This is a genomic window from Nocardioides zeae, from assembly GCF_010686755.1.
Lineage (GTDB): Bacteria > Actinomycetota > Actinomycetes > Propionibacteriales > Nocardioidaceae > Nocardioides > Nocardioides zeae.
Genome location: NZ_JAAGXA010000008.1, coordinates 143,907 through 168,070, shown reverse-complemented (window position 1 = coordinate 168,070; position 24,164 = coordinate 143,907). Strand labels below are relative to the sequence as shown.

The 24,164-nt window shown below is 74.2% G+C and carries 18 protein-coding genes and 2 pseudogenes; 5 read left to right on the top strand and 15 right to left on the bottom strand.

All coding sequences use genetic code 11. From position 1 onward, the window contains the following. Nucleotides 1-113 precede the first annotated feature (113 nt). Complete coding sequence (gene sppA, locus G3T38_RS13000) at nt 114-1,889, top strand: signal peptide peptidase SppA (protein WP_163772729.1); 1,776 nt, start codon at nt 114-116, stop codon at nt 1,887-1,889. 7 nt (nt 1,890-1,896) lie between these two features. Here sppA and G3T38_RS21710 read toward each other — a convergent pair whose 3' ends face one another. The 3 genes and pseudogenes from G3T38_RS21710 to G3T38_RS12990 form a co-directional block, all read right to left on the bottom strand. Further along, nucleotides 1,897-2,655, bottom strand: a complete 759-nt coding sequence (locus tag G3T38_RS21710) for a hypothetical protein (RefSeq protein ID WP_241728823.1) — start codon at nt 2,653-2,655, stop codon at nt 1,897-1,899. Between the two features lie 139 nt (nt 2,656-2,794). Beyond that, nucleotides 2,795-3,067, bottom strand: a pseudogene (locus G3T38_RS22885) (ATP-binding protein); the annotation flags it as partial. A gap of 90 nt (nt 3,068-3,157) precedes the next feature. Further along, the gene (locus G3T38_RS12990) at nt 3,158-5,821 is read right to left on the bottom strand and encodes an amidohydrolase family protein (protein WP_163772728.1); all 2,664 of its coding nucleotides are present in this window, start codon (nt 5,819-5,821) and stop codon (nt 3,158-3,160) included. 185 nt (nt 5,822-6,006) lie between these two features. Between G3T38_RS12990 and G3T38_RS22250 the strand changes: the two genes are divergently transcribed. Continuing rightward, nucleotides 6,007-6,957 carry a peptidoglycan-binding protein gene (locus tag G3T38_RS22250; protein ID WP_163772727.1) on the top strand — a complete coding sequence of 317 codons (951 nt, stop codon included), beginning with the start codon at nt 6,007-6,009 and terminating at the stop codon, nt 6,955-6,957. Between the two features lie 377 nt (nt 6,958-7,334). Then, the gene (locus G3T38_RS12980; protein WP_163772726.1) at nt 7,335-8,198 is read left to right on the top strand and encodes a PhzF family phenazine biosynthesis isomerase; all 864 of its coding nucleotides are present in this window, start codon (nt 7,335-7,337) and stop codon (nt 8,196-8,198) included. Nucleotides 8,199-8,201: 3 nt separating this feature from the next. On the opposite strand, the gene G3T38_RS12975 is transcribed toward G3T38_RS12980, so the two are convergent. The 6 genes from G3T38_RS12975 to G3T38_RS12950 form a co-directional block, all read right to left on the bottom strand. Continuing rightward, the gene (locus G3T38_RS12975) at nt 8,202-8,960 is read right to left on the bottom strand and encodes an IclR family transcriptional regulator domain-containing protein (protein ID WP_163772725.1); all 759 of its coding nucleotides are present in this window, start codon (nt 8,958-8,960) and stop codon (nt 8,202-8,204) included. A gap of 225 nt (nt 8,961-9,185) precedes the next feature. Next, the gene (gene nhaA / locus G3T38_RS12970) at nt 9,186-10,442 is read right to left on the bottom strand and encodes a Na+/H+ antiporter NhaA (protein WP_338037633.1); all 1,257 of its coding nucleotides are present in this window, start codon (nt 10,440-10,442) and stop codon (nt 9,186-9,188) included. An 89-nt stretch (nt 10,443-10,531) separates the two neighbouring features. Next, nucleotides 10,532-10,981: a hypothetical protein gene (locus tag G3T38_RS12965; protein ID WP_163772724.1), complete on the bottom strand. Its 450-nt coding sequence runs from the start codon at nt 10,979-10,981 to the stop codon at nt 10,532-10,534. Continuing rightward, nucleotides 10,978-12,225 carry a fatty acid desaturase family protein gene (locus tag G3T38_RS12960; protein ID WP_163772723.1) on the bottom strand — a complete coding sequence of 416 codons (1,248 nt, stop codon included), beginning with the start codon at nt 12,223-12,225 and terminating at the stop codon, nt 10,978-10,980. Before G3T38_RS12960 ends, G3T38_RS12965 begins: the two co-directional genes overlap by 4 nt. A 52-nt stretch (nt 12,226-12,277) precedes the next feature. Continuing rightward, nucleotides 12,278-13,402 (bottom strand): ferredoxin reductase, encoded by a 1,125-nt coding sequence (locus tag G3T38_RS12955; protein WP_163772722.1) that lies wholly within the window; start codon nt 13,400-13,402, stop codon nt 12,278-12,280. Nucleotides 13,403-13,579: 177 nt separating this feature from the next. Further along, nucleotides 13,580-14,773, bottom strand: coding sequence for an MFS transporter (locus tag G3T38_RS12950; protein ID WP_163772721.1), 1,194 nt, complete (start codon nt 14,771-14,773; stop codon nt 13,580-13,582). 82 nt (nt 14,774-14,855) lie between these two features. Between G3T38_RS12950 and G3T38_RS12945 the strand changes: the two genes are divergently transcribed. Continuing rightward, entirely contained in the window at nt 14,856-15,545 is a 690-nt protein-coding gene (locus tag G3T38_RS12945; RefSeq protein WP_163772720.1) for an HAD-IA family hydrolase, read from the top strand. Nucleotides 15,546-15,642: 97 nt separating this feature from the next. Here G3T38_RS12945 and G3T38_RS12940 read toward each other — a convergent pair whose 3' ends face one another. Next, on the bottom strand, nt 15,643-16,998 hold the full coding sequence (locus G3T38_RS12940; RefSeq protein WP_163772719.1) for an SLC13 family permease: 1,356 nt from the start codon (nt 16,996-16,998) through the stop codon (nt 15,643-15,645). Nucleotides 16,999-17,102: 104 nt separating this feature from the next. Between G3T38_RS12940 and G3T38_RS21690 the strand changes: the two are divergent. Then, a pseudogene (locus G3T38_RS21690) lies at nt 17,103-17,330 on the top strand (winged helix-turn-helix domain-containing protein); the annotation flags it as partial. Nucleotides 17,331-17,764: 434 nt separating this feature from the next. On the opposite strand, the gene G3T38_RS12930 reads toward G3T38_RS21690, so the two are convergent. The 5 genes from G3T38_RS12930 to G3T38_RS12910 all read right to left on the bottom strand — a co-directional run bounded on the left by G3T38_RS12930 (nt 17,765) and on the right by G3T38_RS12910 (nt 24,152). Beyond that, a complete protein-coding gene (locus tag G3T38_RS12930) occupies nt 17,765-19,003 on the bottom strand; it encodes a CoA transferase (protein ID WP_163772718.1) in 1,239 nt (412 codons plus the stop codon). A gap of 105 nt (nt 19,004-19,108) precedes the next feature. Then, nucleotides 19,109-20,935, bottom strand: coding sequence for a SpoIIE family protein phosphatase (locus G3T38_RS12925; protein ID WP_163772717.1), 1,827 nt, complete (start codon nt 20,933-20,935; stop codon nt 19,109-19,111). Between the two features lie 105 nt (nt 20,936-21,040). After that, the gene (locus G3T38_RS12920; RefSeq protein ID WP_163772716.1) at nt 21,041-22,066 is read right to left on the bottom strand and encodes an ion channel; all 1,026 of its coding nucleotides are present in this window, start codon (nt 22,064-22,066) and stop codon (nt 21,041-21,043) included. A gap of 8 nt (nt 22,067-22,074) precedes the next feature. After that, nucleotides 22,075-23,733, bottom strand: coding sequence for a polyamine aminopropyltransferase (locus G3T38_RS12915; protein WP_163772797.1), 1,659 nt, complete (start codon nt 23,731-23,733; stop codon nt 22,075-22,077). After that, nucleotides 23,730-24,152: a DUF350 domain-containing protein gene (locus G3T38_RS12910; RefSeq protein ID WP_163772715.1), complete on the bottom strand. Its 423-nt coding sequence runs from the start codon at nt 24,150-24,152 to the stop codon at nt 23,730-23,732. The genes G3T38_RS12915 and G3T38_RS12910 overlap by 4 nt, the downstream gene beginning before the upstream one ends. Nucleotides 24,153-24,164: the final 12 nt, after the last annotated feature.

Sequence of the window (24,164 nt, the reverse complement as noted above, 5' to 3'; positions counted from 1 at the left end):
AGTAGCACCTTCCTCTCTTCCGTCCACGTCCCCTCCGTCGATCGTAGTCAATGGCGCGGCCCGCCGCGCGGAGGCGTCGAGCGCCTGTGGACACGGCTCCGTAAGGTCGACCCATGGCCGCGCGACGCTTTCCCGACCAGCTCCGTCCCTACCTCGACCCGGTGGTCGCCTCCGTGCGCACCGTCGCCGGGCGGGTCGCGAACCGGGGGGAGACCGAGCGCCTGCTGCTCGAGCTCGACCTCACGCGCGGCCTCCTCGAGGCGCCGCCCACGTCGCCCCTCGCCGCCTTCCGGGCGCTCCAGACGCCCACGCTCCGCGGCGTCGTCACCGCGCTGGAGAAGGCCGCCGAGGACGACGAGGTCGTCGGCGTGGTCGCCCACGTCGGAGGGGCCCTCGGCCTGACCGCCACGGCGGAGATCCGGGCGGCCGTGGCCACCTTCCGCGCGGCGGGCAAGCGGGCCGTCGCCTGGTCGGAGACCTATGGAGAGATGGGGGGCGGCAACGCGGCGTACCACCTCGCCAGCGCCTTCGAGGAGGTCTGGGTGCAGCCCACCGGCCAGGTCGGGCTCGTCGGGGCGGCCACGGAGGTGACCTTCCTCCGTGGCACGCTCGACAAGCTCGGTGTGGAGACGCAGCTGGGGCAGCGGCACGAGTACAAGTCGGCCGCGAACACCTACCTCGAGCGCAGCATGACCGAGCCGCACCGCGAGATGATGACGCGGATCGTCGACTCGATCACCGACACGCTCGTCGCGGACGTGGCCGCCGGTCGCGGCCTGGAGCCCGCCGCGGTGCGCGCCGCGCTCGAGGTCGGCCCGCTGTCGCCGGACGACGCCGTGGCCCGCGGTCTCGTGGACCGGATCGGCTACCGCGAGGACGTCTACGCGGCGCTGCGCTCCGAGCCGGCGCTCGGCGGGGAGCCGACGCTGCGGTACGTCGAGCGCTACGCCAAGCCCGGCGGTCCTCTGGCCGGGCTCAAGGACCAGCTGCCGACCCCGCGGGGCAAGGGCGTCGTCGCCGTCGTCGGTGCGCACGGCCCGATCCACCTCGGCCGCAACGGCGGCCCGAACCCCTTCGGCGGACCGAGCATCGGCTCCGACTCGCTCGCCTCGGCGCTCCGCACCGCCGGCAACGACCCGGCGGTGCGCGCCATCGTGCTGCGCATCGACAGCCCGGGCGGCTCCGCGGTGGCCTCCGACGCGGTACGCCGCGCGGTCCAGCAGGTGCGCGCCGACGGCACCCCCGTGGTCGCCTCCATGGGAGCCGTCGCCGGCTCCGGCGGCTACTTCATCGCCATGCCGTGCGACGAGATCGTGGCCGGGGCGGCGACCCTCACCGGCTCGATCGGGGTGCTCGGCGGCAAGCAGGTGCTGCGCGAGACGCTCGGCCGCATCGGCGTGGACCGCGAGACCGTCCGCGCCGGCCGGTTCAGCGACATGTTCTCCTCCGACCGGCCCTTCGACGAGGAGGAGTGGGCCCGCGTCGAGGGTTGGCTCGACGACATCTACGCCGACTTCACCGCCAAGGCCGCCGCTGACCGCGACATGCCCCTCGACGAGCTCGAGCCCCTCGCCCGGGGCCGGGTCTGGACCGGGGCCGATGCCGCCGAGCGCGGCCTCGTCGACCACCTCGGTGGCCTCAGCCTGGCCGTCGACCGGGCGGTGGCGATCGCCGGCACGAGCCGGACCGACGTCGACGTGCGCGCCTGGCCGAAGCCGAACCCGCTCGCCGCGTTCAACCCGCCGGAGAACAGCGAGGCCCCGGCGGCGGCCCTCCTGCCCGGTGAGGGCGTGGGCGTCGTCGACCGCGTGCTGCGGCTGCTGGTCGAGCAGGCGGGGCTGCCGGCGTACGGCGCGCTGACCATGCCCGGGCGGATCGTGGTGCGCTGAGGGCTGGTCAGTCCAAGTCCTCGCGATGCCGGTCCACGTAGGACGCCATGCCGGGAACGGTGTGGGCCAGGCGGCCATGATCCGGTGAGTAGACCAGGCCCTTCGAGATGAGGTTGGCACGGTATGGACCGAGGCTGGATGGCCTCAGCTGCATACGACGTGCGACGTCGCTGGACAGCGATGGCCCTTCGCCATCCTCGGCCATCGCCACGAGAAGGCGTCGCTCAGACCGCGTCGCGCGGTTCCAACGTCCACGGAAGAAGCCGGCGTCGAGTCGATCGATCCCGATCGCCGTGCCGGTTCTGGCGTCGTCGAGCGTGATGACTGGACCGGGTGCGACCTCCCACACCGCCCATCCGAACTCCTGGAGGAAGTACGGATAGCCGCCAGAGCGCTCGAGCAGGTAGTCGAGGGCGGCGCCCTCGAAGGAGACCTGGCGAGGCGCGACCGGATCCACCAGCGCGGAGCGCGCCTGGTCGTCGGACAGTCGAGCAATCGTGCGGTAGTCGAAGAGGCGCACTGCGTAGGAACGCGACTCGGCGAGGATTCCCGGCAGGTGCGGCAGACCGGCGCCGATGATGTGGAAGGGCCAGCTGCGTTGGGCGGCTCGATGTTGGGCCACCAGCAGTGCCCTCAGCAGGGGAGGGTCCAGGTCCTGCAGCTCGTCGACGAAGAGGGCGAAGGCCGTCCCTCGCTCGCTGAGCGCTGCGCACAGGTCTTGGATCAGCTCGGGTAGGTCGACCTCGATGTCGCCCGAGATCCGCACGCCCCGGTGCCAGTTGAACGCCCAGGTCGATGCCGGTGGCGCCAACCTTCAGGTTGAAGGCGGTGACCGACTGCAGCGCGGTCGTGACCTTGGTCGTCAGGCCTCCGCCGCGGGTCAACGGCCTGGCCCGTGCTGCAATCTCCCGGGCGAGCACGTGCCGCGCGCTGGAAGCGCCCGCGCTGTCGGGACGCGCCTCCAGGCTGACGGCGAACCACCCGGCTGCCTCGGCGCGGTCTCGCATCTCGTTGAGCAGCACCGTCTTGCCGACTCCGCGAAGCCCGCTCAGCACCAGGCCACGGCTGCTCAGACCGTTGGCTGAACGTTCGATGGTCGTCTCGAGAGCATCGAGCTCTCCGCTGCGTCCGACGAGTGCAGGCGGGCGAAGACCTGAGCCCGGGTGAAGGGATTCCACGCGGTCCGCACGTAGGGAACAATAGGTCCGAATTGGAGAATCGCAATCCGTGGCTATCTTTAGCAATCCGAGAAGCGAGCCGGCGGTCACTCAGGACTCCCGCACCTGCTGCGTCGCCACCACCCGGCCGTCGGGTCCGAACGTGACGCGCACGCGGTCGAGCCCGCGGACGGGCTCGGTGCAGTAGACGTAGGAGGTGCCGGGCCGCAGGTAGGGCTGCCCGGCGCCCTCCAGCACCTGCTGCGTCGAGGCGCCGCGGTGCGCGACGTTGAGCAGCTCGGGCACGCTGAGGCGCAGCTCGGGGTTGCGGCAGGAGTCGGGCGCGATGCCGGTCGCCCGCTCCCACGTCTGCAGGTAGGCCTCCGGGCCGCGGGCCAGGTCCTCCATGAGCGCCGCCGCCTGGGCGGGCCCGGCGTCGGCCGTCGCGATGAGGCGCAGGTCCTCGATCCAGTCGGGGTAGAGCCCGTAGTGGGCGACCCCGTCGACGTTGAGGTCGTAGACCCGCTCGCCCGAGACCTGCTGGTCGACGACGCTGCCGCCGAAGCCGGTGAAGGGGTACGTCACCGGGTTGTCCACGTCCGCGCCGCGCGGGTTGCCCTGGGCGCCGAGGCCGTTGATGTCCGCGCCGTACCCGAAGCCGAAGTAGAACCGCGGGTCCGCCCAGCCGAGGTGCCGCTGCCACTTCTCGTAGAAGCCCACCGAGTCGCCGGCGTACGGCGCGACGAAGCCCCCGAGGGCGTAGATGCGCGGGTAGGCGTCGGGCGTCGACCACGAGTGGCTGGAGAGCACGCCGGGGTAGGCGCGCTCCTCGAGCTGGTCGAGCAGCGCGGACCGGCCCACGACCGACATGTGGTCGGGGTCGATGAGCATCCCGCGGTCGGCCATCGCGTCCACGAGGTGCGCGCCGAGCTCGGTCAGCCCGCGCCGGTTGCAGTGCAGGGGGCTCGGGTAGAGCGGCAGCGCGGGCAGGTTCAGCAGCCCGCTCACCTCCAGCACGGCGCCGAAGATGGCGTCCTGCTGCGGTCCGTCCGCCTGGGGCGGCAGGGCGGTCGACTGCGTGCGGTCCGCGGACTCGCCGTCGGCGGGCTCGCAGTGCTCCATGTTCCAGAACGTGCCGGTCTCGAGGAAGTTGCCGAGGTTGACCGCGACGCCGATCGCGCCCTCGTCGCCCGCGACGCCCGAGAGCGCGTTGTCGAACTTGTTGACGATCTCCATCTGGCGCACGCCCAGCGCGTACATCTCGTCGAGCTGCGCGTCGATCGCCGCCGTGTCGCAGTGGGGCACGTCGAGGGTCATCGAGCAGCCGAACGGCACGGACGTCTCGATGCCCATGACGACGGCGAGGCGGCCGCCGTTGATGACGGCGCGTGCCTCGGCCGGGGTGCGGACGATGCGGTACCAACCGCGGCCGGGTCCGCCGTGCTGGGCGTCGACGTAGCGCTCGAACTCGACCATCCGCTGGGCCTGGCGACGGATGGTGTCCATGTCGTCGCAGTTGTAGCCGGGCTTGCGGATCGGGTAGATCTCGCACAGCTGGCCGTTCTCCACCAGCAGGTTGACGAGGACGCGCTGCCCGCCGCGCCAGTTGCGCTCCATCCACGTCATGTAGGTGCCGCCGTGGGTGAGCGAGTCGGGCGCCGGGAAGTCGCGGTAGGTCGGCCAGCCGGTGGTGTCGTGGGTCGGTCGGCCGCTCAGCACGGTCTCGAGCGGGGTCGCGATACCGAGCGTCGCCTCGTGGTCGGGGCAGTCGCGGGTCGCGTACGCGATCCCGTAGCGGTGCCACGGTCGCCCGCAGTGGGCCGCACCGCCGAGGAACTCGAACGCCATCCCGTGGGTGTGGGCGTCGATGTAGCCCCGCACCTCCTGGTAGGGCGTCACCCCGGCCAGCGGGTCGCCGTCGATGTTCACCTCGGCCTCCGGGTACGTCGCGCACCCGGTCGCCGTCCGCAGCGCGAAGCGCGTGCCGGGATCGGTCAGCGTGGCGCCGGTCGGGGTGACGGCCAGCCGCCGGTCGAGCGCCAGGTTGGCGAAGGTGAACCGTCCGTCGGTCCCGCGCTCGGCGACCCACTCCGCCTGCTGCGACGGGGCGTCGGCGATGCGCACCCCGCCGTTCGTCGCCGCCGCCGTGAAGCGCTCCTCGAGGGTGTAGAGCAGGTAGACGCCGAGGTCGGTGGCCTGGAACCGGAACGGCGTCGCGTCGCTCGGCCGCGTCGCGCCGGCGGACACCCCGGTGCCGCGGGAGGTGCCCGTGACGACGTACCGGCCGTCCGGTGCCTGCAGCGTGTAGCAGCCGCGCGCCATCGCCCACACGTCCTCCGGGACGGGCAGCCGCGGGCGCTCGAGGTCGACGGTGGTGGTGGCGGGCTCGGGTGCCGCGCGCCCCTCCTCGACGCTCGCGCGGTTGGCGGTGGCCTGCTCGGGCGTCGTGGGGTCGGTGGCGGCCTCGCCGCTGCGGGACACGTCGTTGCGGGTGGCGGGGTCGGCGTGGTCGTGGGAGCTGCCGTCCGCGTGGGTGTGGACGCCCTCGACGTCCGTGGTGCCGAGCCCCGCGGCGTACGCCTCCGACTGGTCGGCCAGGTCGTGGATCGCGCCGCCGGTGCGGTCGGCCGGTGTGGCCGTGCTGTCCCCGACCCCCGCCTCACCCCCGAGGAGGCGGGGGCCGTTGAGCAGCGTCGCCGCGGTCACGACCGCGGTGACGAGCGCGAGGAGGACGTGCAGCCGGGCGCTGCGCTGGTCCGTGGGGGCAGGGCGCACGGGTGACCTCCTGGAGCGGTTGCGGGGTGCAACGATCGAGGGTGACCGAGGTCACTCCCGATGCCCAGGAAGGTTCCGCCGTGGGGGAGGCGACCTTGCGAGGAGGGGGCCGGTACGGCGAGGGTGGAGCCGCGAGGGCCGACGCACTCGGGCGTCGGGCCACGACGTTCTCGGGAGGACCCGTCATGCACGACCGCCCCACCCATCCACCGCTCCGCCGCCTCGCCGGCGTGCTCGTCGCGCTCGTCGCAGCGCTCGGCCTGTCGCTCGTGGCGACCGCAGCGCCGGCGCAGGCCGCCTGGCCCGTGCTGCAGGAGGGCTCCAGCGGACCCGACGTGGCCGCGGTGCAGCACCTGCTCACCGCCCGCGGCCACGCGACCGACGCCGACGGCGCCTTCGGCCCGGGCACCGCGAGCTCCGTGCGCGCGTTCCAGGGCGGCTCCGGTCTCGCCGCCGACGGCATCGTCGGCGCCCAGACCTGGGGCGCGCTCGTCGTCACCGTGCGCGAGGGCGACAGCGGCTCCGCGGTGTCCGCCGCCCAGACCCTGCTCAACAAGCACGGTGCGGGCATCGGCGTCGACGGCGTCTTCGGACCCGGCACCGCCGGAGCCGTGCGCAGCTTCCAGTCCGCGCGCGGCCTCGCGGTCGACGGCATCGTCGGCCCGGCCACCTGGGAGGCCCTCGCGGGCTCGGGCGGCGGGGGCGGCACCGCCGGCTGGTCGCCGATCATCCCACGCGAGACCGTCGGGCGCGGCTACTACGACGACCCGCACCACACCTACCCGGCGCTCGACCTGCCGACGCCGACGGGCACCCCGGCGTACGCCATCACCGGCGGCACCGCGACGGCCATGTCCAACGACCGCTGCGGCAACGGCGTGAGCCTGTCGGCGGGCGGGGTGACCTACCTCTACTGCCACTTCTCCAGCCACGCCTTCTCCGGCACGCGCACCGTCAACGCCGGCGACCTCCTCGGCAGCACGGGCAACACCGGCAACTCGACCGGCCCGCACCTGCACTTCCAGGTCGAGGCCGGCGGCGCGCTGCGCTGCCCGCAGTCCCTGGTGATGGCGCTGTACGACGGCGTCGCGCCGCCCGACCCGGCCTCGCTGCCGACGTCGGGCTGCGTGGGCTGACGCTTCCCCTCGACGCCGCCGCCGGCCGGGCCCTGACCCCGGCCGGCGGCGGTCTCCACGTGTGGGCTGGGTTGGCAGGCCAGGCCGGGCCGGGCCGGGCCGGGCCGGGCCGGGCCCGGAAATGTGCACCTGGGACAGCTCGCAGCGAACAGGGGCCGTCGCAGGTGAACAGTTCCGGGTGGCCGGGGGAGGGCGCCGAGCCCCGATCCGCGTCGTACCCGTGACGGCATGACGCCCTGAGGCCCCGCGCGCCCAGCAGCGGCCGGAAGAGTGCACCTGCGACAGCTTCCGCGCGCCGTGGCCTGCCCCAGCTGCACATTTCGCGGCCCGGCCCGGCCCGGCCCGGCCCGGCCGCACCCGCGCCGTACGGTGGCCCCGTGACGCGCTTCTCCTTCCGCCAGGTCGACGTCTTCGCGCCGGGTCCGCTGACCGGCAACCCCGTCGCGGTCGTGCACGACGCCGACGGGCTCGACGAGGACCGGATGGCGGCGTTCGCCCGCTGGACCAACCTCTCCGAGACCACCTTCCTGCTCGCGCCGACCGACGAGGGGCGGGCGGCGGGGGCGGACTACCGGCTGCGGATCTTCACGCCCGGGCGGGAGCTGCCGTTCGCCGGCCACCCGACCCTCGGCAGTGCGCACGCCTGGCTCGAGGCCGGTGGTGAGCCCGCGCGCGCCGACGTCGTGGTGCAGGAGTGCGGGGTGGGGCTCGTGGAGGTACGCCGCGACGAGGGCCCCCTCGCCTTCGCGGCCCCGCCGCTGCTGAGGTCGGGCGAGGCGGAGCCGGACGTGCGGGCCCAGGCCACGGCGGCCCTCGGCGTGACGCCGGAGCAGGTGCTCGATGCCGCCTGGGTCGACAACGGGCCGGGCTGGGTGGGCCTCCGCCTCGACAGCGCCGCCACGGTCCTCGCGATCCGGCCCGACCTGGCGCGCATGGGCGACCTCAAGGTCGGCGTCGTGGGTCCCCACACCGCCGCCGACGCCGAGGCGCTGGGCGCCGACGTCGAGGTGCGTGCGTTCGTGCCGGGTCTCGGCGTCCCCGAGGACCCGGTGACCGGCTCCCTCAACGCCGGTCTCGCGCTGTGGCTCACGGCGAGCGGGGTGCTGCCCGCGTCGTACGTCGCCCGCCAGGGCACCGCCATCGGCCGCGACGGCCGCGTCACGATCACCACGGCCGACGACGGCCGCATCTGGGTCGGCGGCGTGACGACGACCGTGCTGACGGGCGACGCCGAGCTCTGAGCGTCAGCGCAGGCGGCGGGTGAGCAGGCTGGCCGTACGGCGCACCGCCGCCGCCAACGCAGCAGGGTCCGCGAGCGGGGAGAGCCCCGGCTCGGTCGGGTAGGTCACGGCCAGGCCCGCGACGGGATGGTCGTTGTGGTCGAGCACCGGCGCGGCGACGCTGGCGAGGCCGGGCGTCACCTCGCCGTCCTCCTCGGCCCAGCCGCGGCGGCGGGTCGCGCTCAGCACCTCCCGCAGCGCCGTCAACGTGCGGGGACCGGTGCCGTGCCGGTCGACGAACGCCTCCCGGTCGGGGAACAGCGCCCGCACCTGGGCGGCGGGCAGGGCCGCGAGGATGGCCCGGCCGCTGGCGGTGAGGTGGGCGGGCAGCCGCACACCGACGTCCGTCACGAGCGGCGGTCGGCCCGGGGCGCGTTCCTCCACGACGTACAGCACGTCCCGGCCGTGCGCGACCGCCAGGTGCGCGCTCTGCCCGACCTCGTCGACGAGGTCGGCGAGGGGACGACGGGCGATGCGGGCGAGCGCCCCCTGTCGCACGTAGCCGCTGCCGACCTCGAACGCCGCGACCCCGAGGCCGTAGCGCCGCTCGTCGGCGAGGTGCACGACGAAGCCCTCGGCGACCATGGCGCCGAGGAGGTGGTACGCCGTGCTGCGGGGCAGGTCGCACGCCCGGGCGATCCGCTCGAGCGGCACGGGGCCGGGCTGCTCGGCGAGGAAGCGCAGCACCTTCAGCGTGCGCGTCGCGGCGGGGACCTGGCTCACCGGGCGATCATCCCTCGGGGGTGGGGGCGGCGTCGGTGGCGGTGGCGCCCCGTCGTGTAACGCGGTGTCCGGGCGTCCAAGGAAGCCCTAGGGCCACTTGTGCGGTGTAGGTGCCACTTGTGCGGTGGTCGACCACGTGTGAAGTAGCCCGGACACCGCGTTACACCGGCGCGGGTCGCCACCAGCGGAGGCCCCGACCGGCCAGCCGCCTGGCCGCCCCACCGATCACCCCCCGATGAGCGGCACCTCGCCGTCGTCGACGCCGTCGAGGTTCATGTCGCGGGTGCGGGCCTGCCGCGCGTCCCAGCGCAGCAGCAGGCCACCGATGCCCGCGCAGGCGAGCGACGCCACGAGCACCGCCGCCTTGCCCGCCGCCACGAAGTGCTCGTCGTCGAACGACAGCTCCGCCACGAGGAGGGCCACGGTGAACCCGATGCCGGTGAGGACACCGACGGGCAGCAGGTCCCGCACGCCGATCCCCTGGGGGAGGCGGAACGGGGTGAACCGGGTGACGAGCGCGGTGGTGCCGAGCACGCCGGTGACCTTCCCGATGACGAGGCCGGCCATGACGCCCACGGCGACCGGCTCGCCCAGCACGCTGCCGAGGCCGTCGTCGACGACGGTGACGCCGGCGGCGAAGAAGGCGAAGACGGGGAGCGCCAGGGCGGAGGACCAGGGGTTGAAGACGTCCGCGACGTGGTGCGCCCGGCCGTGCGCCTCACCGTGCAGCGGCAGCGCGGGGGCGACGAGGCCGAGCAGCACGCCCGCGACGGTCGCGTGGACGCCCGACTCGTGCACGAGCACCCAGGTGACGACGGCGATCGGCACGAGCGCCCAGACCGGCGGCCGAGGACGCCGCAGGAGCACGCCGAAGAGGACGATCAGCGCGAGGGCGGGCACGAGCCAGAGCGGCTCGAGCCCCGAGGTGTAGAAGAGCGCGATGATCGTGATGGCGATCAGGTCGTCCACGACGGCGAGCGTCAGCAGGAACACCCGCAGCGCGACCGGCAGGCCACGACCGAGCACGGCGAGCACGGCGAGCGCGAACGCGATGTCGGTGGCGGCCGGGATCGCCCAGCCGTCGCGATGGCCCGCGTCGCCGCTGCCGACGACCACCGCGAGGTAGATCGCCGAGGGCAGGACCACGCCGCCGACGGCGGCGCAGACCGGGACCGCGGCCTCACGCGGGTTGCGGAGCGAGCCGGCGACGATCTCGTGCTTGAGCTCGAGGCCGACCACGAAGAAGAACACCGCGAGCACGGCGTCGGCCGCCCACGTCGCCAGCGACAGGTTGAGGTGGAGCGCCGACGGTCCGACGGTGAGCCCCGAGAGCGACTGGTAGGCCTCCCGCCACGGCGAGTTCGCCCAGGCGAGCGCGACGACGGCCGCGATCATCAGCAGGATGCCGCCGGTCGTCTCGCGGCGGGTCCAGGCCGCGAGGCGGGCGGCACGGGACGTGCGGGGCTCGGGGGAGAGGGTCACGGGGCTCCTCGGGGGTCGTCGCCGGCCCCGGAAGGTCCGAGGCGCCCGCCGACCAGACTTCCCGGCACACCGGGACCGAGGCTACCCGCTCACACCGCCCGTCGCTCCACCACCGCGTTGGGCCGGAACAGGTGCAGCCCGTCGCGGGTCGTCGGCCGCACGAGGTCGAACCCGCCGGTCGTGACGAGCGTCCACCGGCGGTCCGCGCCGGCCTCGTGACCGAGCACCTCGCCGTCGCCCGCCGCCTCCAGCACCGCCAGCAGGTCGGCGACGCAGGCGGCGTGCACGGGCGGGAGCCGGAACGCGTTGTCGTCCGCCTCGTCCGCCGTGCCGACGAGGTGCAGCGGGCGGTCCAGCGTCTGGGCGCACACGCCGCAGACCCGGCTGAGCGCGCACTGCACGACCCGCGCGCGCTGCAGCAGCGTCACGTCGCCCGCGCCGCCGGGGTCGGTGGCGACGAACGGCACGGCCGCCAGGTGCGGCAATCGTGCCGGGTCCCCGCCGAGACCGAGGCGCGACAGCCGCAGCCCGGCGCTCATGCGCGGGCCGAGGCGCTGGCCCGCGACCAGCCCCCCAGCTCCGTACGGCGGGTGGGCCGCTCCGCGTCGCTCTTGCGTCCGCGGTCGGTCACCTCGGCCGTGGGGGGCTGGATCGCGCCGTACTTCTCGCTCGCGTGCTTGGTCCACGAGTTCGGCAGCGACAGGAGGGTGATGGTGCGCAGCGCCTGGCCGTACTGCTGGTAGAGCGGGCCGGTCGTGTAGGGGATGCCGTGCTCGGCGCAGATCTTGCGCACCTCGACGGCGATCTCCGGGTAGCGGTTGCTCGGCAGGTCGGGGAAGACGTGGTGCTCGATCTGGTAGCCGAGGCTGCCCGACAGGATGTGCAGCAGGCGGCCGCCGTCGAAGTTGGCGGAGCCGAGCATCTGGCGCAGGTACCACTCGGCGCGCGTCTCGTCCTCGACCTCCTCCTCCGTGAAGTGCAGGGCACCGTCGGGGAAGTGGCCGCAGAAGATGATGACGTAGGCCCACAGGTTGCGCGTGATGTTCGCGGCGACGTTGGCCTGCAGCGTCTGCTTCCAGCCCGGTCCCGACAGGGCCGGGTAGACGATGTAGTCCTTGAGGATCTGGTTGCGGCCCTTGCGGAAGATCTGCTTCAGCTGCCGCTTCATCTCGACGGGGTCCTTCTCGAGCTTGCGGATGCGCTCGATGTCGAGGTCGTGGAGCGCGACGCCCCACTCGAACAGCGTCGCGAGCAGCGCGTTGTAGACCGGCTGGCCGAGGTTCGCCGGGTGCCACTTCTGCTCGCGCGCCATCCGCAGGATGCCGTAGCCGATGTCGTTGTCGTAGCCCAGCACGTTGGTGAACTGGTGGTGCACGTAGTTGTGGCTGTGCTTCCACTGCTCGGCTGGCTGCGCGGTGTCCCACTCCCACGTCGAGGAGTGGATCTCGGGGTCGTTCATCCAGTCCCACTGCCCGTGCATGACGTTGTGGCCGATCTCCATGTTCTCGAGGATCTTGGCCACGCCGAGCAGCGCGGTGCCGCCGATGACCGCGCCGCGACGTACCGCCTTGCGCTCCTTCGGCACGTAGGCGCCCACCGTCATCGCGACCCGGCCGGCGAAGGCGAGGCCGCGCTGCACGCGGATCAGGCGGTGGATGTACGCCGCGTCCTCGGCGTTGCGCGACGCCTCGATGCGGGCGCGGAGCTCGTCGAGGCGGCGGCCGATGTCCTCGACCTCCTCGGCGGTGAGGTGGGTGTATTCCTTCACGTCGGCGATGGCCATGCGGGCCTCCAGTCGGGGGACGGGTCGGTGCAGCAGGGTGCGGAACGGTGGGTCAGATGGCGATGGTGCAGTCGCCGTCGGGGACGGTGACGCAGGTCTGGATCTGCTCGTTGGGCTGGTCGAAGCGGTCGCCGTTGCGGACGTCGGTGACCGAGCCCTTGACGAGCGTGAGTGTGCAGGTGTGGCAGATGCCCATGCGGCAGCCGTAGGGCATGCCGACGCCGGCCGCCTCGCCCGCCTCGAGCACGGTGGTGCCCGGCTCGGCCTCGTGCTCCTTGCCGGAGTTCTGGAAGGAGACCGTGCCGCCCTCGCCGGCGTCGTCGCCGCGCTCGAGGGTGAAGCGCTCGAGGTGGAGCGCGTCCTCGAGGTCGGCGTCCTGCCAGTGCTCGGTCGCCGCGTCGAGCATCGGCGCCGGGCCGCAGGCCCACGTCTGCCGCTCGCGCCAGTCGGGCACGACCTCGTCGAGCTTGTCGAACGTGAGCATCCCGTCGGTGTCCGTGAAGATCGGGGTGAACGTCAGTGACTCGTGGTTGGCGGCGAGGCGGCTGAGGCGCTCGCGGAAGATCATCCGCTCGGGGGTGGGCGACGAGTAGACGAGGTGGACGTCCGGCAGCGCCCACCGGCCCTCGCCCGCGCGCCGCACGAGCGTCTTGAGCATCGCCATGATCGGCGTGATGCCGGAGCCGCCGACGAGGAAGAGGATGCGCTCGGGCGGCGGGTCGGGGAGCACGAAGTCGCCCGCCGGGGCGGCGAGCCGCACCACGGTGCCCGGCGCGAGGCCCTCGATGAGGTGGCCCGACAGCTTGCCCTCCGGCATCGCCCGGATCGTGATGGTGATGCGGCGCCCGCGACGTCGGGGCGTGCTCGTCAGGGAGTAGGAGCGCCACTGGTAGCGGCCCTCGATCGGCACGCCGATGCCGACGTACTGCCCCGCCTTGTGGTCGAACCGCCACCCCCACCCGGGCCGGATGACGAGTGTCGCCGCGTCCTCCGTCTCCCGCACCACCGACTCGACCCGCCCGCGCAGCTCGCGCGAGGTCCACAGGGGGTTCACGTAGCGGAGGTAGTCGTCGGGATGCAGCGGGGTCGTCAGCCCCTCGGCCAGCGAACGGACGGCGAACCAGTCGCGGCGTCGCCGCGTGGGGCTCAGCTCGCGGACGGCGGTGCGGACGGCCATGGGCGCTCCCGGAGGGGTCGGGTGATGCGGGTCACGACGTTCAGTGGCCAGTTGTACACCGAGCGTGGTGACGGCGGGAGGGCCTGGGGAAAGAAAACGCGGACCGGGGGCCAGGTTCGATCGATCCAGGGGCAGCCCGGGTCCGCGTTTTCCTCCCCGGTCCGGGTTTTCTTCCGCCTAGCGCTCCCCGCGCACCGGCACGAGCGGGGCGGCGAGGAGGGGGAGCAGGGCGACGAGCGCGTACGTCGCGGGGTAGCCCCACGCCGTCACCGCGAGCCCGGCGACGGGGGGCACCGCGGAGGCCACGAGGTTCTGGGCCGTGTTCTGCATCCCGAGCGCGCGGCCCGACCAGAACGGCCCGGCCCGCTCCGCGACGGCGGTGAAGGCGAGGCCGTTGTCCGCGACGGTGACGGCCGAGGCGACCACCATGAGGGCGACGGCGACGCCCGGCACCCACTCGGCGGTCACGCCCAGCAGGCCCATGGTCAGGGCGGCGACGACCGCGACCCACCGCAGCGGTCGCATCCGGGAGCCGACGACGTCGGATAGCCACCCGGCGCCGACGCGGGCGACGGCCCCGGCGACCTGGGTGCCGGCCACCACGCCGCCCGCCGCGCCGACCGACCAGCCGAGGTCGGTGACCATCCAGGTCAGGGCGAAGGTCCACACGACGAACTGCGGCACGACGAGCAGGACGGAGACCCCGTGGATCCGCGCCAGGTAGCGGTCGGCGCGGTAGGGGTTGGGGGCGTCCGCCCGCTCTGCCGCCGGTGGTCGCGGCGGGTCGAGCACGACGAGCGTCACCACCACCAGCGCCGCCAGGGTGGCGGCGGTGGGGATCCACAGGGCGGCGGCGACGCCGTGCTGCTGGGCGACCACCGCGATCGTGGCGGCCGCGAGGCCGACCCCCAGCGGCTGCGCGGTCTGGCGGATGCCCATCGCGAGGCCGCGGCGCTCGGGCGGGAACCAGCCGACGACGACGCGCCCCGAGGCCGAGTTGGTGGCGGCGCCGCCCACGCCCGCGACGAAGAGGGCGGCGGCGAGCGGGACCAGGCCGGTGGTCTGCGTGGCCGCCAGGCCGCCGGCGGCGGCCAGGCCCAGGCCCGTGAGCAGGGCGAAGCGCTCCCCGCGGCGGTCGACGACCGCGCCCCACGCGAGCAGCGCGACCATGATCCCGGCGAGCGGGGCCGAGGCGACGAGTCCCGCCTCCGCGAGCGAGAGCCCCGCCTGGGTGTGGAGGACCGGGATGAGGAACGCCGGCCCGTGCACCATGGCCGACGACGACGCCTGGGCGCCCGTGCCGGCCGCGAGCATGCCCCAGCGCCGAGCGGTGCTGATGCGGTCGTGGGCGGGTAGGTCGGTGGTGGGCATGGACCCAGTAGAGACCCGCATGTCCGTCATGTGAAACTGACATCTCGTGATGTGAGATCAACGTGGGCGCTACGGTCGAGGGGTGATCGTCACCTTCGACCTCTTCAGCGCCCTCACCGACAGCCGCTCCGGCGGCTCCGCGTTCCTCGGCGGCCTGGCGGCCGAGCGCGGGTGGGACGTGTCCGGCGAGGACCTCTACGACCGCTGGGACGGCCACAACAAGGCCGCCCAGCGGACGGCCCGGCCGCCGGTCACCTTCCGCGACGTCTCCGGCTCGTCGTTGCTGCGCGCCTACGACGAGCTCGGCCTCGGGCCGGCCGCCGGGGCCGACGTGGAGGCCGACCTCGCCGCGCTCCAGGCCTCGGTCGCCGACTGGCCGCTGTGGCCCGACGTCGCCGCGGGCGTGGCCGCGGTGGCGGCTCGGCACCGCGTCGGGATCCTGTCGAACGTCGACGACGACCTCGCCCGCACCACGCGCGCCCACGCGCTGGTCGACCCCGCCCTCGTGCTGACCTCCCAGCGGCTGGGGGCCTACAAGCCGAGCCCGGAGCTGTACGCCGCGGCTGCCGCCGCCGTCGCCCCGGAGCGCCTCGTGCACGTGGCGGCCTCGGGCCGCGACGTACGGGGTGCGCTCGAGGCGGGGCTGGCGACGGTGCGCCTGGTGCGGCCCGGGCACGTGCTCGACCCTGCCGGACCGCCGCCGCCGGTCGAGGTGCACGACGCCGGCGACCTCCTCCGTGCGGTGGAGGAGGCCGCCGGCGCGGCGGGGTGAGGGGCCGGGCCCAGCTGCGAACTGTGCGGCTGGTGCGTGTCCCGGGCGCTGGGCCGTGTCCCAGCCGCACAGTTCTGGGACTGCGCGTACTCCGGGCTCAGGCCGTCGGCACCACGAGCAGCACCCAGGCGACGATCGGCGCGATCACGACGATCGACATGCCCCACTGCATCAGCCGCTTGAACACCATCTCGCGCTCCTTGGCGTCGGCGTTCGCGACGACGAGGGCGCCGTTGGTGGAGAAGGGGCTGCAGTCGACCACCGAGCTCGAGATCGCGAGGGCCGCGATGAGGCCGATGGCGTTGACCTGGCCGGTGAGCAGGAACGGTACGGCGAGCGGGATGAGCGCGCCGATGATGCCGGTGGTGGAGGCGAACGCCGAGACGACGGCGGCGATGAAGCAGATGAGCAGGGCGGCCACGAGCGGGGCGCCCACCTCGGCGACGCGCTCGCCGACCCAGTCGACGACGCCCTGGTTCTGCAGCAGGTTCACGTAGGTCACGATGCCGCCGATGAGCAGCACGGTGCCCCAGCTGATCTTCTCCACCGCGCCCTTGGCCGAGCTGGGGAAGGCGAGCGTGAGCGCGACGGCGATCGTCAGCGCGGTGAAGCCCACGTCGAGGTCGAAGCCGAGCGCGCCGATCATCAGCGCGGCGAGGCCGAGGAGCGTCACGATCCGCTGGGCGTCCAGGGTGTGCTGCCCGGCGGGCTCGTCGTCGGGCGCGCTGCTGCGTGCGGCCTCGACGGCGGAGTGCGGCGTGCCGGGTCCGCCGGCGCGGGTCGCCGCGTGGCTGACGGCCTCCGCCTCGGCGCCCATCTCCCGCACGGAGTCCGTCTCCTTGCCGCGGGCGAGGAGGGCCCGGCCGCCGAACGCGACGTACGTGATCGCGGCGATGAGGGCGGCGGCCGCGAAGGTCGTCGCGAAGAGCACGCCCTGGTTGCCGGGGAGGTCGTTCTGCTCGACGACGCCGTTGGTGATGCTGCCGAAGATGCCGATGGGGGAGAAGCTGCCGGCGGTGGCGCCCTGGACGACCATCATGCCCATCATCACCGGGTGGATCCGGTAGCGGAGCGCGAAGCCCATCGCGACCGGCGCGACGATCGCCACCGCGGCGGGGCTGACCGCGCCGATCGACGTGACGGCCGCGCAGACGAGGAACATCGCCCACGGCACGAGTGCCACGCGTCCGCCGACCGCGCGCACGGCGGCGTGGACGATCCAGTCGACGGTGCCGTTGTTCTTCGCCAGGGCGAAGAGGTAGGTGACGCCGACGAGGATGACGAAGAGGTCGCTGGGGAAGCCCCCCAGCACGCCGTCCGCGTCGAGGTCGTAGACGCTCAGGCCGACGACGAAGGCGGCCACGAGGGCGAGGGCGCCCATGTTGACGCCCCTGACCGTCGCGACCAGGAAGACGATGACGAGGACCGCCAACGAGACCAGTTCGGTGGGCATGGAGTTCCCTCTCGGATTGTGATGCACGTCATGTGCTGTCCGGAGGGATCATGTCAGTGGCTCAGCCACCTGGCAACCGGTCCACATCTGGGTAGGATGCCGCCATGTCCGGTCACGCGCCCCGCCGCCTCCAGCCGCTGCGGCGGGAACGGCTCTACGAGAGCCTCGCGGCGCACATCTCCGACTTCATCGAGGCCCAGGGGCTCGTGGGCGGCGACCGGCTCCCGTCGGAGCGGCAGCTGGCGGCCGAGCTCGGGGTCAGCCGGGCCACGCTCTCGCGCGCGCTGGCGGCCCTGGAGACGAAGGGGCGCATCGAGGTGCGTCACGGCGTGGGCGCGCTCGTGCGCGAGGCCGACGCGCCCGACAGTGCCGGGGGCATCGGCGGGTCCGGCGGTCCGGCCGGCGGCGACGGCTGGGGGCGGCGGGTCGCCGCGAGCCCGCGCTCCGAGGTCGTGGTGGCGCGGGAGGCGGTGCTGGCCGGTCTGGCTCGCGCGGCCGCGAGCAACCCGGACAGCTCGCTGCGGGTGGCGATGCTCGCGCCCGACGGGCGTGCGCGGGACTTCGAGCACACGTGGCGGTGCGTGCGCCGCCTGTCGGCGGCCCCGCTGCTCGCCGACCTCGACGACGTGCTCGCCGAGCACGCACCGGCCGCCGGCGCGGACCCGGGGCTGCGGCAGCGGCTCGACGTCGTGGCCGACGCCATCGTCGCGGGCGACGCGGCGGCCGCCCGCGGCACCGCCCGGTCAGCTGGGTCGGGTGGGCCGGGTCAGTCGGTGCCGGTGGCCCAGGCCCGGAGCGCCGCGGCGTCGGCGTCGAGCACCGGCGGCGGGCGGTGGTCGGTGCGGGTGGTCTCGCCGCCCGCGCCGTCGAAGAACCGCAGCGGGGGACCGGGCAGCGAGATGCGGCCGAGGGTGGGGTGCTCCAGGTCGAGGAGCAGGCCCTGGCTGCGCGTCTGGTCCCAGGCGTAGACCTCGTCGAGCGTGCGCACCTTGCCGGCCGGCACGCCGACCTCGGAGAGCCGCTCGAGCAGGGGAGCGGCGTCCCAGGTCGCGAACGCCTCCTCGACGACACCGATCACGCGCTCACGCGCGGCGACCCGCTCGGCGTTGGTGGCCAGGCCCTCGGCCTCGGGGTCGAGGTCGAAGCCCGCGCAGAAGCGCTTCCACAGGCTCTCGCTGCCGAGCGCGATCTGCACCGCACCGTCGCGGCAGCGGAAGAGCCCGTACGGCGCGATCGACGGGTGGTGGTTGCCCTGCGCCCGCCCGACCTCGCCGGCGACCGTCCACCGCGTGCCCTGGAAGGCGTGCACGCCGACGACGGCGGCGAGGAGCGAGGTGCGCACGACCTGGCCGACGCCGGTCACGGTGCGCTCGTGGAGGGCGGCGAGCACGCCGTACGCGCCGTACATGCCCGAGAGGAGGTCCGCGATCGGCACCCCGACCCGCTGCGGGTCGTCCGGTCCGGAGCCGGTGAGGGACATGAGACCGGCCTCACCCTGCGCGATCTGGTCGTAGCCGGCGCGGCCGCCCTCGGGGCCGTCGTGGCCGAAGCCCGTGATGGACAGGACGACGAGGCGCGGGTTGCGCTCCATGAGCGACTCGATGCCGAGGCCGAGGCGCTCGAGCACGCCGGTGCGGAAGTTCTCCACGAGCACGTCGGCGCGGTCGACGAGACCGAGCAGCACGTCGCGGTCCGCGGCGTCCTTGAGGTCGAGGGCGATGGACTCCTTGTTGCGGTTGGCGGAGAGGAAGTACGTCGACTGCCGGTCCCCACCGTCCTCCGGGGTCACGAAGGGCGGGCCCCAGCCGCGGGTGTCGTCGCCGGTGCCGGGCGCCTCGACCTTGATGACGCGGGCGCCGAGGTCGCCCAGCATCATCGTGGCGTGCGGGCCCGCGAGCGCGCGGGAGAGGTCGACGACGACGACGTCGCCGAGCGGGCCGCTCGCGGTGCCGCCGGTGGCCTCGGTCGGGCGCTCGGGGGACGGGGCGGTGGGGTCGTGGGTCACGGTGTCCTCTCGCGGGTCAGGTCGGTGCAGGCCCGGAGGCCCATTGGACTGGCCAATATGCCATCTCGGTGGCCGGGTGGACAGTCGGGGGAGCAGCCGGAGCGCTTAGCGCACCCGGACGGCGAGGATCGCGACGTCGTCCTCGGCCCGGCCGCCGAGCATCTCGTCGGCCAGCAGGCGGATCGCCTCGGCGAGGGGCCGACCGTCCTCGTGGACGAGCCGTGCCGCCACCACCCGCACCTCCTCGACCATCGCGGCGAGGTCGGCCCGGCGGTCGTCGAGCAGGCCGTCGGTGTGCACGAGCAGCAACGACCCGGACGCGAGGTGGACGCGGTGGTCGTGGCGCTCCTCGACCTCGAGGTCGGGATACATGAACGGGTCGCCCTCGAGGAGCACGCGCGCGGAGCCGTCGGGCGCGAGCACGAGGGGCGGTGGGTGGCCGGCGTTCGTCCAGGTCAGGACCCAGCCGTCGCCGTCGTCGGTGGCGGTGGCGGGCACGAGGTCGCCGTGCACCACCGTGCCGTGCGCCTCGAGCTCGAGCATGCGGGCCGCGTTCTCGACCGCCAGCACCGCGCGCGCCGGACCGGCCTCCGGGGCGTCGGCCCGCGCCTGCCGCAGCATGCTGCGCACCTGGCCCATGACCGCGGCCGCCCGGGTGTCGTGACCGGTGATGTCGCCGACCGTGACCGCGACCGGCCGGGGACCGCCGGGGGTGGTGGGCGGGAGCTCGTGCACGTCGTACCAGTCGCCGCCGACCATGTCCGCCGTCGACGACGGTCGATAGAGCGTGGCGATCTCGAGCCCGGCCACCGCCGGCGGCTCGCTCAGCATCGCCTCCTGCAGCTCGGTCGCGGTGGTCACCCGCCGCTCGAGCTGGAGGATCCGCTCCACCGCGGTGGCCGTGTACGCCGCGATCGCCGTGAGCACGGCGTCCTCCGTCAGCTCCCACGCGTGGGGCGCGTCCCAGCCGAAGGTGAGCGCGCCGAGCACCCGGTCGCTGCCCGTGATCGGCACGCACTCGACCGCGCGGAGGCCCAGCCGGCGCCACGCCGCCAGGGCGTCGGCGCCGTAGCCGTCCGCCACCAGCTGCTCCTCGCCGGCCACGATGATGCGGCGCTGCTCCGCCACGCAGCGGCCCGACGGCCACGTCGCGTCGATCGCGACGCTCGCCGGCAGGTGCTCGACGGCGGAGTCCCACGCGGGGTCCGCGACCCGGACGACGCGGTCGCCGTCGACGAGCGACATGCCGACGAACACGGGGTGCAGCGGGCCGGTGACGAGGTCGTGCACCCGCCGACGCAGCTCGGTGAGCGACCACACCTCGCCGAGGTCCACGGCCGCCTGCAGCATCAGCTCCGCGCGCTCCCGGCCCCGGTCGACCTCGCGCCGGGCGTCGGCGGTCCGGCGTCCGGACACCTTGAGGCGCAGGGCCGCGCTGCAGGCCGCGGCGAGGTCGGCCAGCACCTCGAGCTCGAGCGGGGTCCACACCCGCGGCTCGTGGTCGATCGCGCACAGGGAGCCGAGCACCTCGCCGCCGTCGGCGGTGAGCGGCATCCCCGCGTAGGCGATGACGCCGAGGTCGGGGATCGCCAGGTTGTCCCGCACGAGCTCGACCGTGCGGGCGTCGCTGATGACGAGGGGCTCGGCCGTGGTCGCCACGTGCTGGCAGAACGAGTGGGACAGCGGAGTGCAGCGCGACGACGCCCACGGCTCGGGGAGCCCCACCTGGCCGGGGAAGACCTGGCGGTCGGCCTCGACCAGGCTCACCAGCGCCACCGGCACGCCCAGGGTGGTCGCCGCGAGGCGGGCGAAGCGTTGCAGGTCGGGGTCGGCGGTCGGCCCCACGCCGGTCGCGCGCAGCGCGGCGAGGCGCTCGTCGGCGTCGAGGCCGGTGGGACCGGCGGCGCGCAGGCCGGGCGGCGTGTCGAGCACGGGTCCCCCTCCTGGCTGGCGGGGCGGGTCCTGGTGGGCGCGCCCCGGGGTCATCATGACGGACGGCACCACGAACGGGTGGTGCGGGCGGCCGCAGCCGCCCGGCTAGGCCAGCACGCCGCGCAGGTCGCCGGCGTCGATCCGCGCCGGTCCGACGTAGTAGAGGACGGCACCGGCCGGCACCGGTGTGTCCCACGGCGGGCTCACCCGGACCTCGCCGTCGACGGCCACGGCCAGCAGCGTCGTGTCCCGGGCAGGACCGAGGGCCTGCTGCCACGCGCCGTACGTCGCGGTGGCGCCCGCGGGCACCACCGTCGACCACGTGCTGGGTCCGCCGGGGGTCGTCAACGCGTCGTACACCTCCGCGATCCCCGGGTCGGACAGCTCGTCGAAGACGAGCCCGAGGGCGTGCCACTGCACGCAGTGGACGGTGGCGTCGATGCGCCGGATGGTGCGGCGGCGCGCCACGTCGCGCAGGGTCACCACCGTGTGGACGCCGGGCGCCGCCTCCTCGGCCGCGATCGTCAGCGTCACCGCCTCGTTGTCGTCACGCGCGTCGACCAGCACCGCGCGGGCGCGCTCGGGGTGGGCGCGGCGGAGCACCGCGAGGTCGGTGAGGTCGCCGCGCACGAAGTGCACGTCCGCGGTCTCGGGCAGGGGGTGCTGCTCCAGCTGGTCCGCCCACGCGCACACGACGATGGGGACGGGACCGTCGCTGCGCAGGTCGGCCACCAGCCGGTCGGTGCGGCCCGGGGTCCAGCCCACGAGCACGAGGTGGTCGGCGAGGTCGTGGTCGAGCAGGCCGTGCATGCGTCGTCCCTTCGCGGTCGCCAGGGTCGTGGCGAGGTGGGTGAAGAAGGTGGTGAGGGTGACGACGCCGCCCAGCACGACGTACGCGCCGACGATCCGCCCGCCGGTCGTCGTCGGGAAGAAGTCGCCGTAGCCGACGGTCGAGGCCGTGACGAGGAACCACCACCAGTAGTGGCCGGGGTCGGCGATACCGCTGTCGCGGTCGAGGAGCGCCATCGCCGCCCAGCTCGTCGCGAACACCGTCAGCAGCACGAGCAGCGGCGTGCGCCACGTGACGGTCGAGGTGAGGCGGGCCCACAGGCGGGCGAGGACGAAGACCACGGCGAGCCTCAGTACCCGACCCAGGCGTGCTCGGAGTAGGTCAGGATCGCCGGGTCGAGCAGCGTCGAGACCGCACCGCCGGGGTCGTCGCGGTCGGGCGGGAAGACCGCGGCGGCGGCGAGCATCGCCGGCGAGGCGAAGCGGAGCGCCGGGGCGTCGGGCGCGACGGTCAGCGCCGGCGCGTCCGCGGCGGTGGGGTCGCCGCCGGCGGGCGCCTGGGCGAGCACCCAGCCCCAGTCACCGAAGGACGGCACGTCGGCGTGGTACGGCGTCGTGGCCAGCCCGGCGGCCTCCAGGGTGCGTCGGACGCACCAGAACGCGTCGGGCGCGAAGAAGGGCGAGCCGGACTGGACGACCATGCGGCCGCCGTCGGCGAGCAGCCCCGCGAGCGCCGTGTAGTGCTCCTGGGAGTAGAGCTTCGCCAGCGCCGGCGAGTCGGGGTCGGGGTAGTCGACGACGATCACGTCGTAGGAGTCGACGGGCTGCTCGCGCGCCCAGCCGAAGGCGTCGGCCGCGACGTACTCGACCCGGGGGTCGTCCCAGGCGTCCTCGTTGAGGGCGCGGATGGGCTCGTAGCTGCGGGCCAGGTCGACGACGGCGGGGTCCAGGTCGACGAGCGTGACCTCCTCGACGTCGTCGTAGCCGAGGATCTCGCGCAGCGCGAGCCCGTCCCCGCCGCCCAGCACCAGCACGCGGGCGTGCTCGCCCGCCATCGCGGGGTGCACGAGCATCTCGTGGTAGCGGTACTCGTCCACGGACGAGAACTGCAGGTCGCCGTCGAGGTAGAGCCGCACGTCGTCGAACTCGGCGCCCTCGAACCAGCCGCGCGTCACCACGATCGACTGGTAGTCGGAGCGCTCGGCGTGGACGATCGGGTCGCGGTAGAGCGCCTGCAGGGCGGTGGCCTCGAAGGCGGAGGCCCGCCAGGCCATCAGGCCCAGCCCGAGGCCGGTGACGAGGCAGAGCACCAGCGCCGTGACCACCGGCGTACGCCGCGGTCCGCGCCACCCGAGCACCACCGCCACCACGCCGGCGGCCACGACGTTGAGGGCCGCCACGGCGAGCGTGCCCTCGAGGAGCCCGAGGGTCGGGAGGAGCACGAACGGGAAGGCGAGGCCGCCCACCAGTGCGCCGACGTAGTCGACCGCGTTGATGTCGGCCACCGCGTGCGCCGCGTCCTGCCGCCGCAGTCGCTGCAGGAGCGCCATGAGCAGCGGGATCTCGGCGCCGACGAGGAGACCGATCGCGAAGGTCACGACGACCATCGCGGGCGTGTAGACCGACAGCCAGGCGAACGCGGCGTAGAGCACCGGCACCGCGAAGCCGCCGACGACGGCGAGGGCCAGCTCGATCGCCACGAAGGCGCGCAGCGGTCGGCCCAGCAGCGGCTTGGCCGCGACCGCGCCGACGCCCATCGCGAACATCGTCACCGCGAGCACCAGGGAGGTCTGGGTGATGGTGTTGCCGAGCAGGTAGCTGCCGAGCGTCACCAGGGCCAGCTCGTAGACGAGGCCGCAGGCCGCGCAGACGAAGACCGCGGCGAGCACGATCGTGCGGAGGGCCCGGTGGTGGGGGACCCCGGTGGTCGGCGTGGTCCCGGTGGTCCCGGTGGTCCCGGTGGTCTCGGTGGTCCCGTCCGGGACCGCGGTGGCGGACGTGGTCGTCAGGTGATCGAGGCGGCGACCACGAGGCCGACCGCCAGCTGGAGGGCCACGGCCACGTAGACGGCCGGGTCGTCGGACTCGTCGACCACGAGCTCGGCGAGGCTGCCGGGCGTCAGCAGGTCGAGGAGGAAGAACGAGATGCCGAGCAGCGCGACGCCGATGATCCCGAACACGGTCGCCTCGAGCAGGGTGTCCCACGTGTCGCCCTGCGCCGTGTAGAACGCCGTCGCCACGATGATGCCGACGGAGATCTGCGTCGAGGCCAGCACCAGTGCGGCGTCGCGCTTGTGCTCGACGAACACCTGCCGGCCGAGGTGACCGGGGGTCAGCAGGTCGACCATGAAGTAGCCGACGAGGAGGAGGACGATGCCCACGCCGGCGAACGCCAGCGTGGCCAGGGACTCGTCGAGGAGCTCGGGCATGTCGTGCCTTTC

What these genes read in the sequence shown, in the direction of transcription:
- G3T38_RS12965 (WP_163772724.1), bottom strand. Translation starts at nt 10,981, where the DNA reads ATGAGCGCCGGGCTGCGGCTGTCGCGCCTCGGTCTCGGCGGGGACCCG.
- sppA (WP_163772729.1), top strand. Translation starts at nt 114, where the DNA reads ATGGCCGCGCGACGCTTTCCCGACCAGCTCCGTCCCTACCTCGACCCG.
- G3T38_RS12910 (WP_163772715.1), bottom strand. Translation starts at nt 24,152, where the DNA reads ATGCCCGAGCTCCTCGACGAGTCCCTGGCCACGCTGGCGTTCGCCGGC.
- G3T38_RS12950 (WP_163772721.1), bottom strand. Translation starts at nt 14,773, where the DNA reads ATGCCCACCACCGACCTACCCGCCCACGACCGCATCAGCACCGCTCGG.
- G3T38_RS12955 (WP_163772722.1), bottom strand. Translation starts at nt 13,402, where the DNA reads ATGGCCGTCCGCACCGCCGTCCGCGAGCTGAGCCCCACGCGGCGACGC.
- G3T38_RS22250 (WP_163772727.1), top strand. Translation starts at nt 6,007, where the DNA reads ATGCACGACCGCCCCACCCATCCACCGCTCCGCCGCCTCGCCGGCGTG.
- G3T38_RS12940 (WP_163772719.1), bottom strand. Translation starts at nt 16,998, where the DNA reads ATGCCCACCGAACTGGTCTCGTTGGCGGTCCTCGTCATCGTCTTCCTG.
- G3T38_RS12960 (WP_163772723.1), bottom strand. Translation starts at nt 12,225, where the DNA reads ATGGCCATCGCCGACGTGAAGGAATACACCCACCTCACCGCCGAGGAG.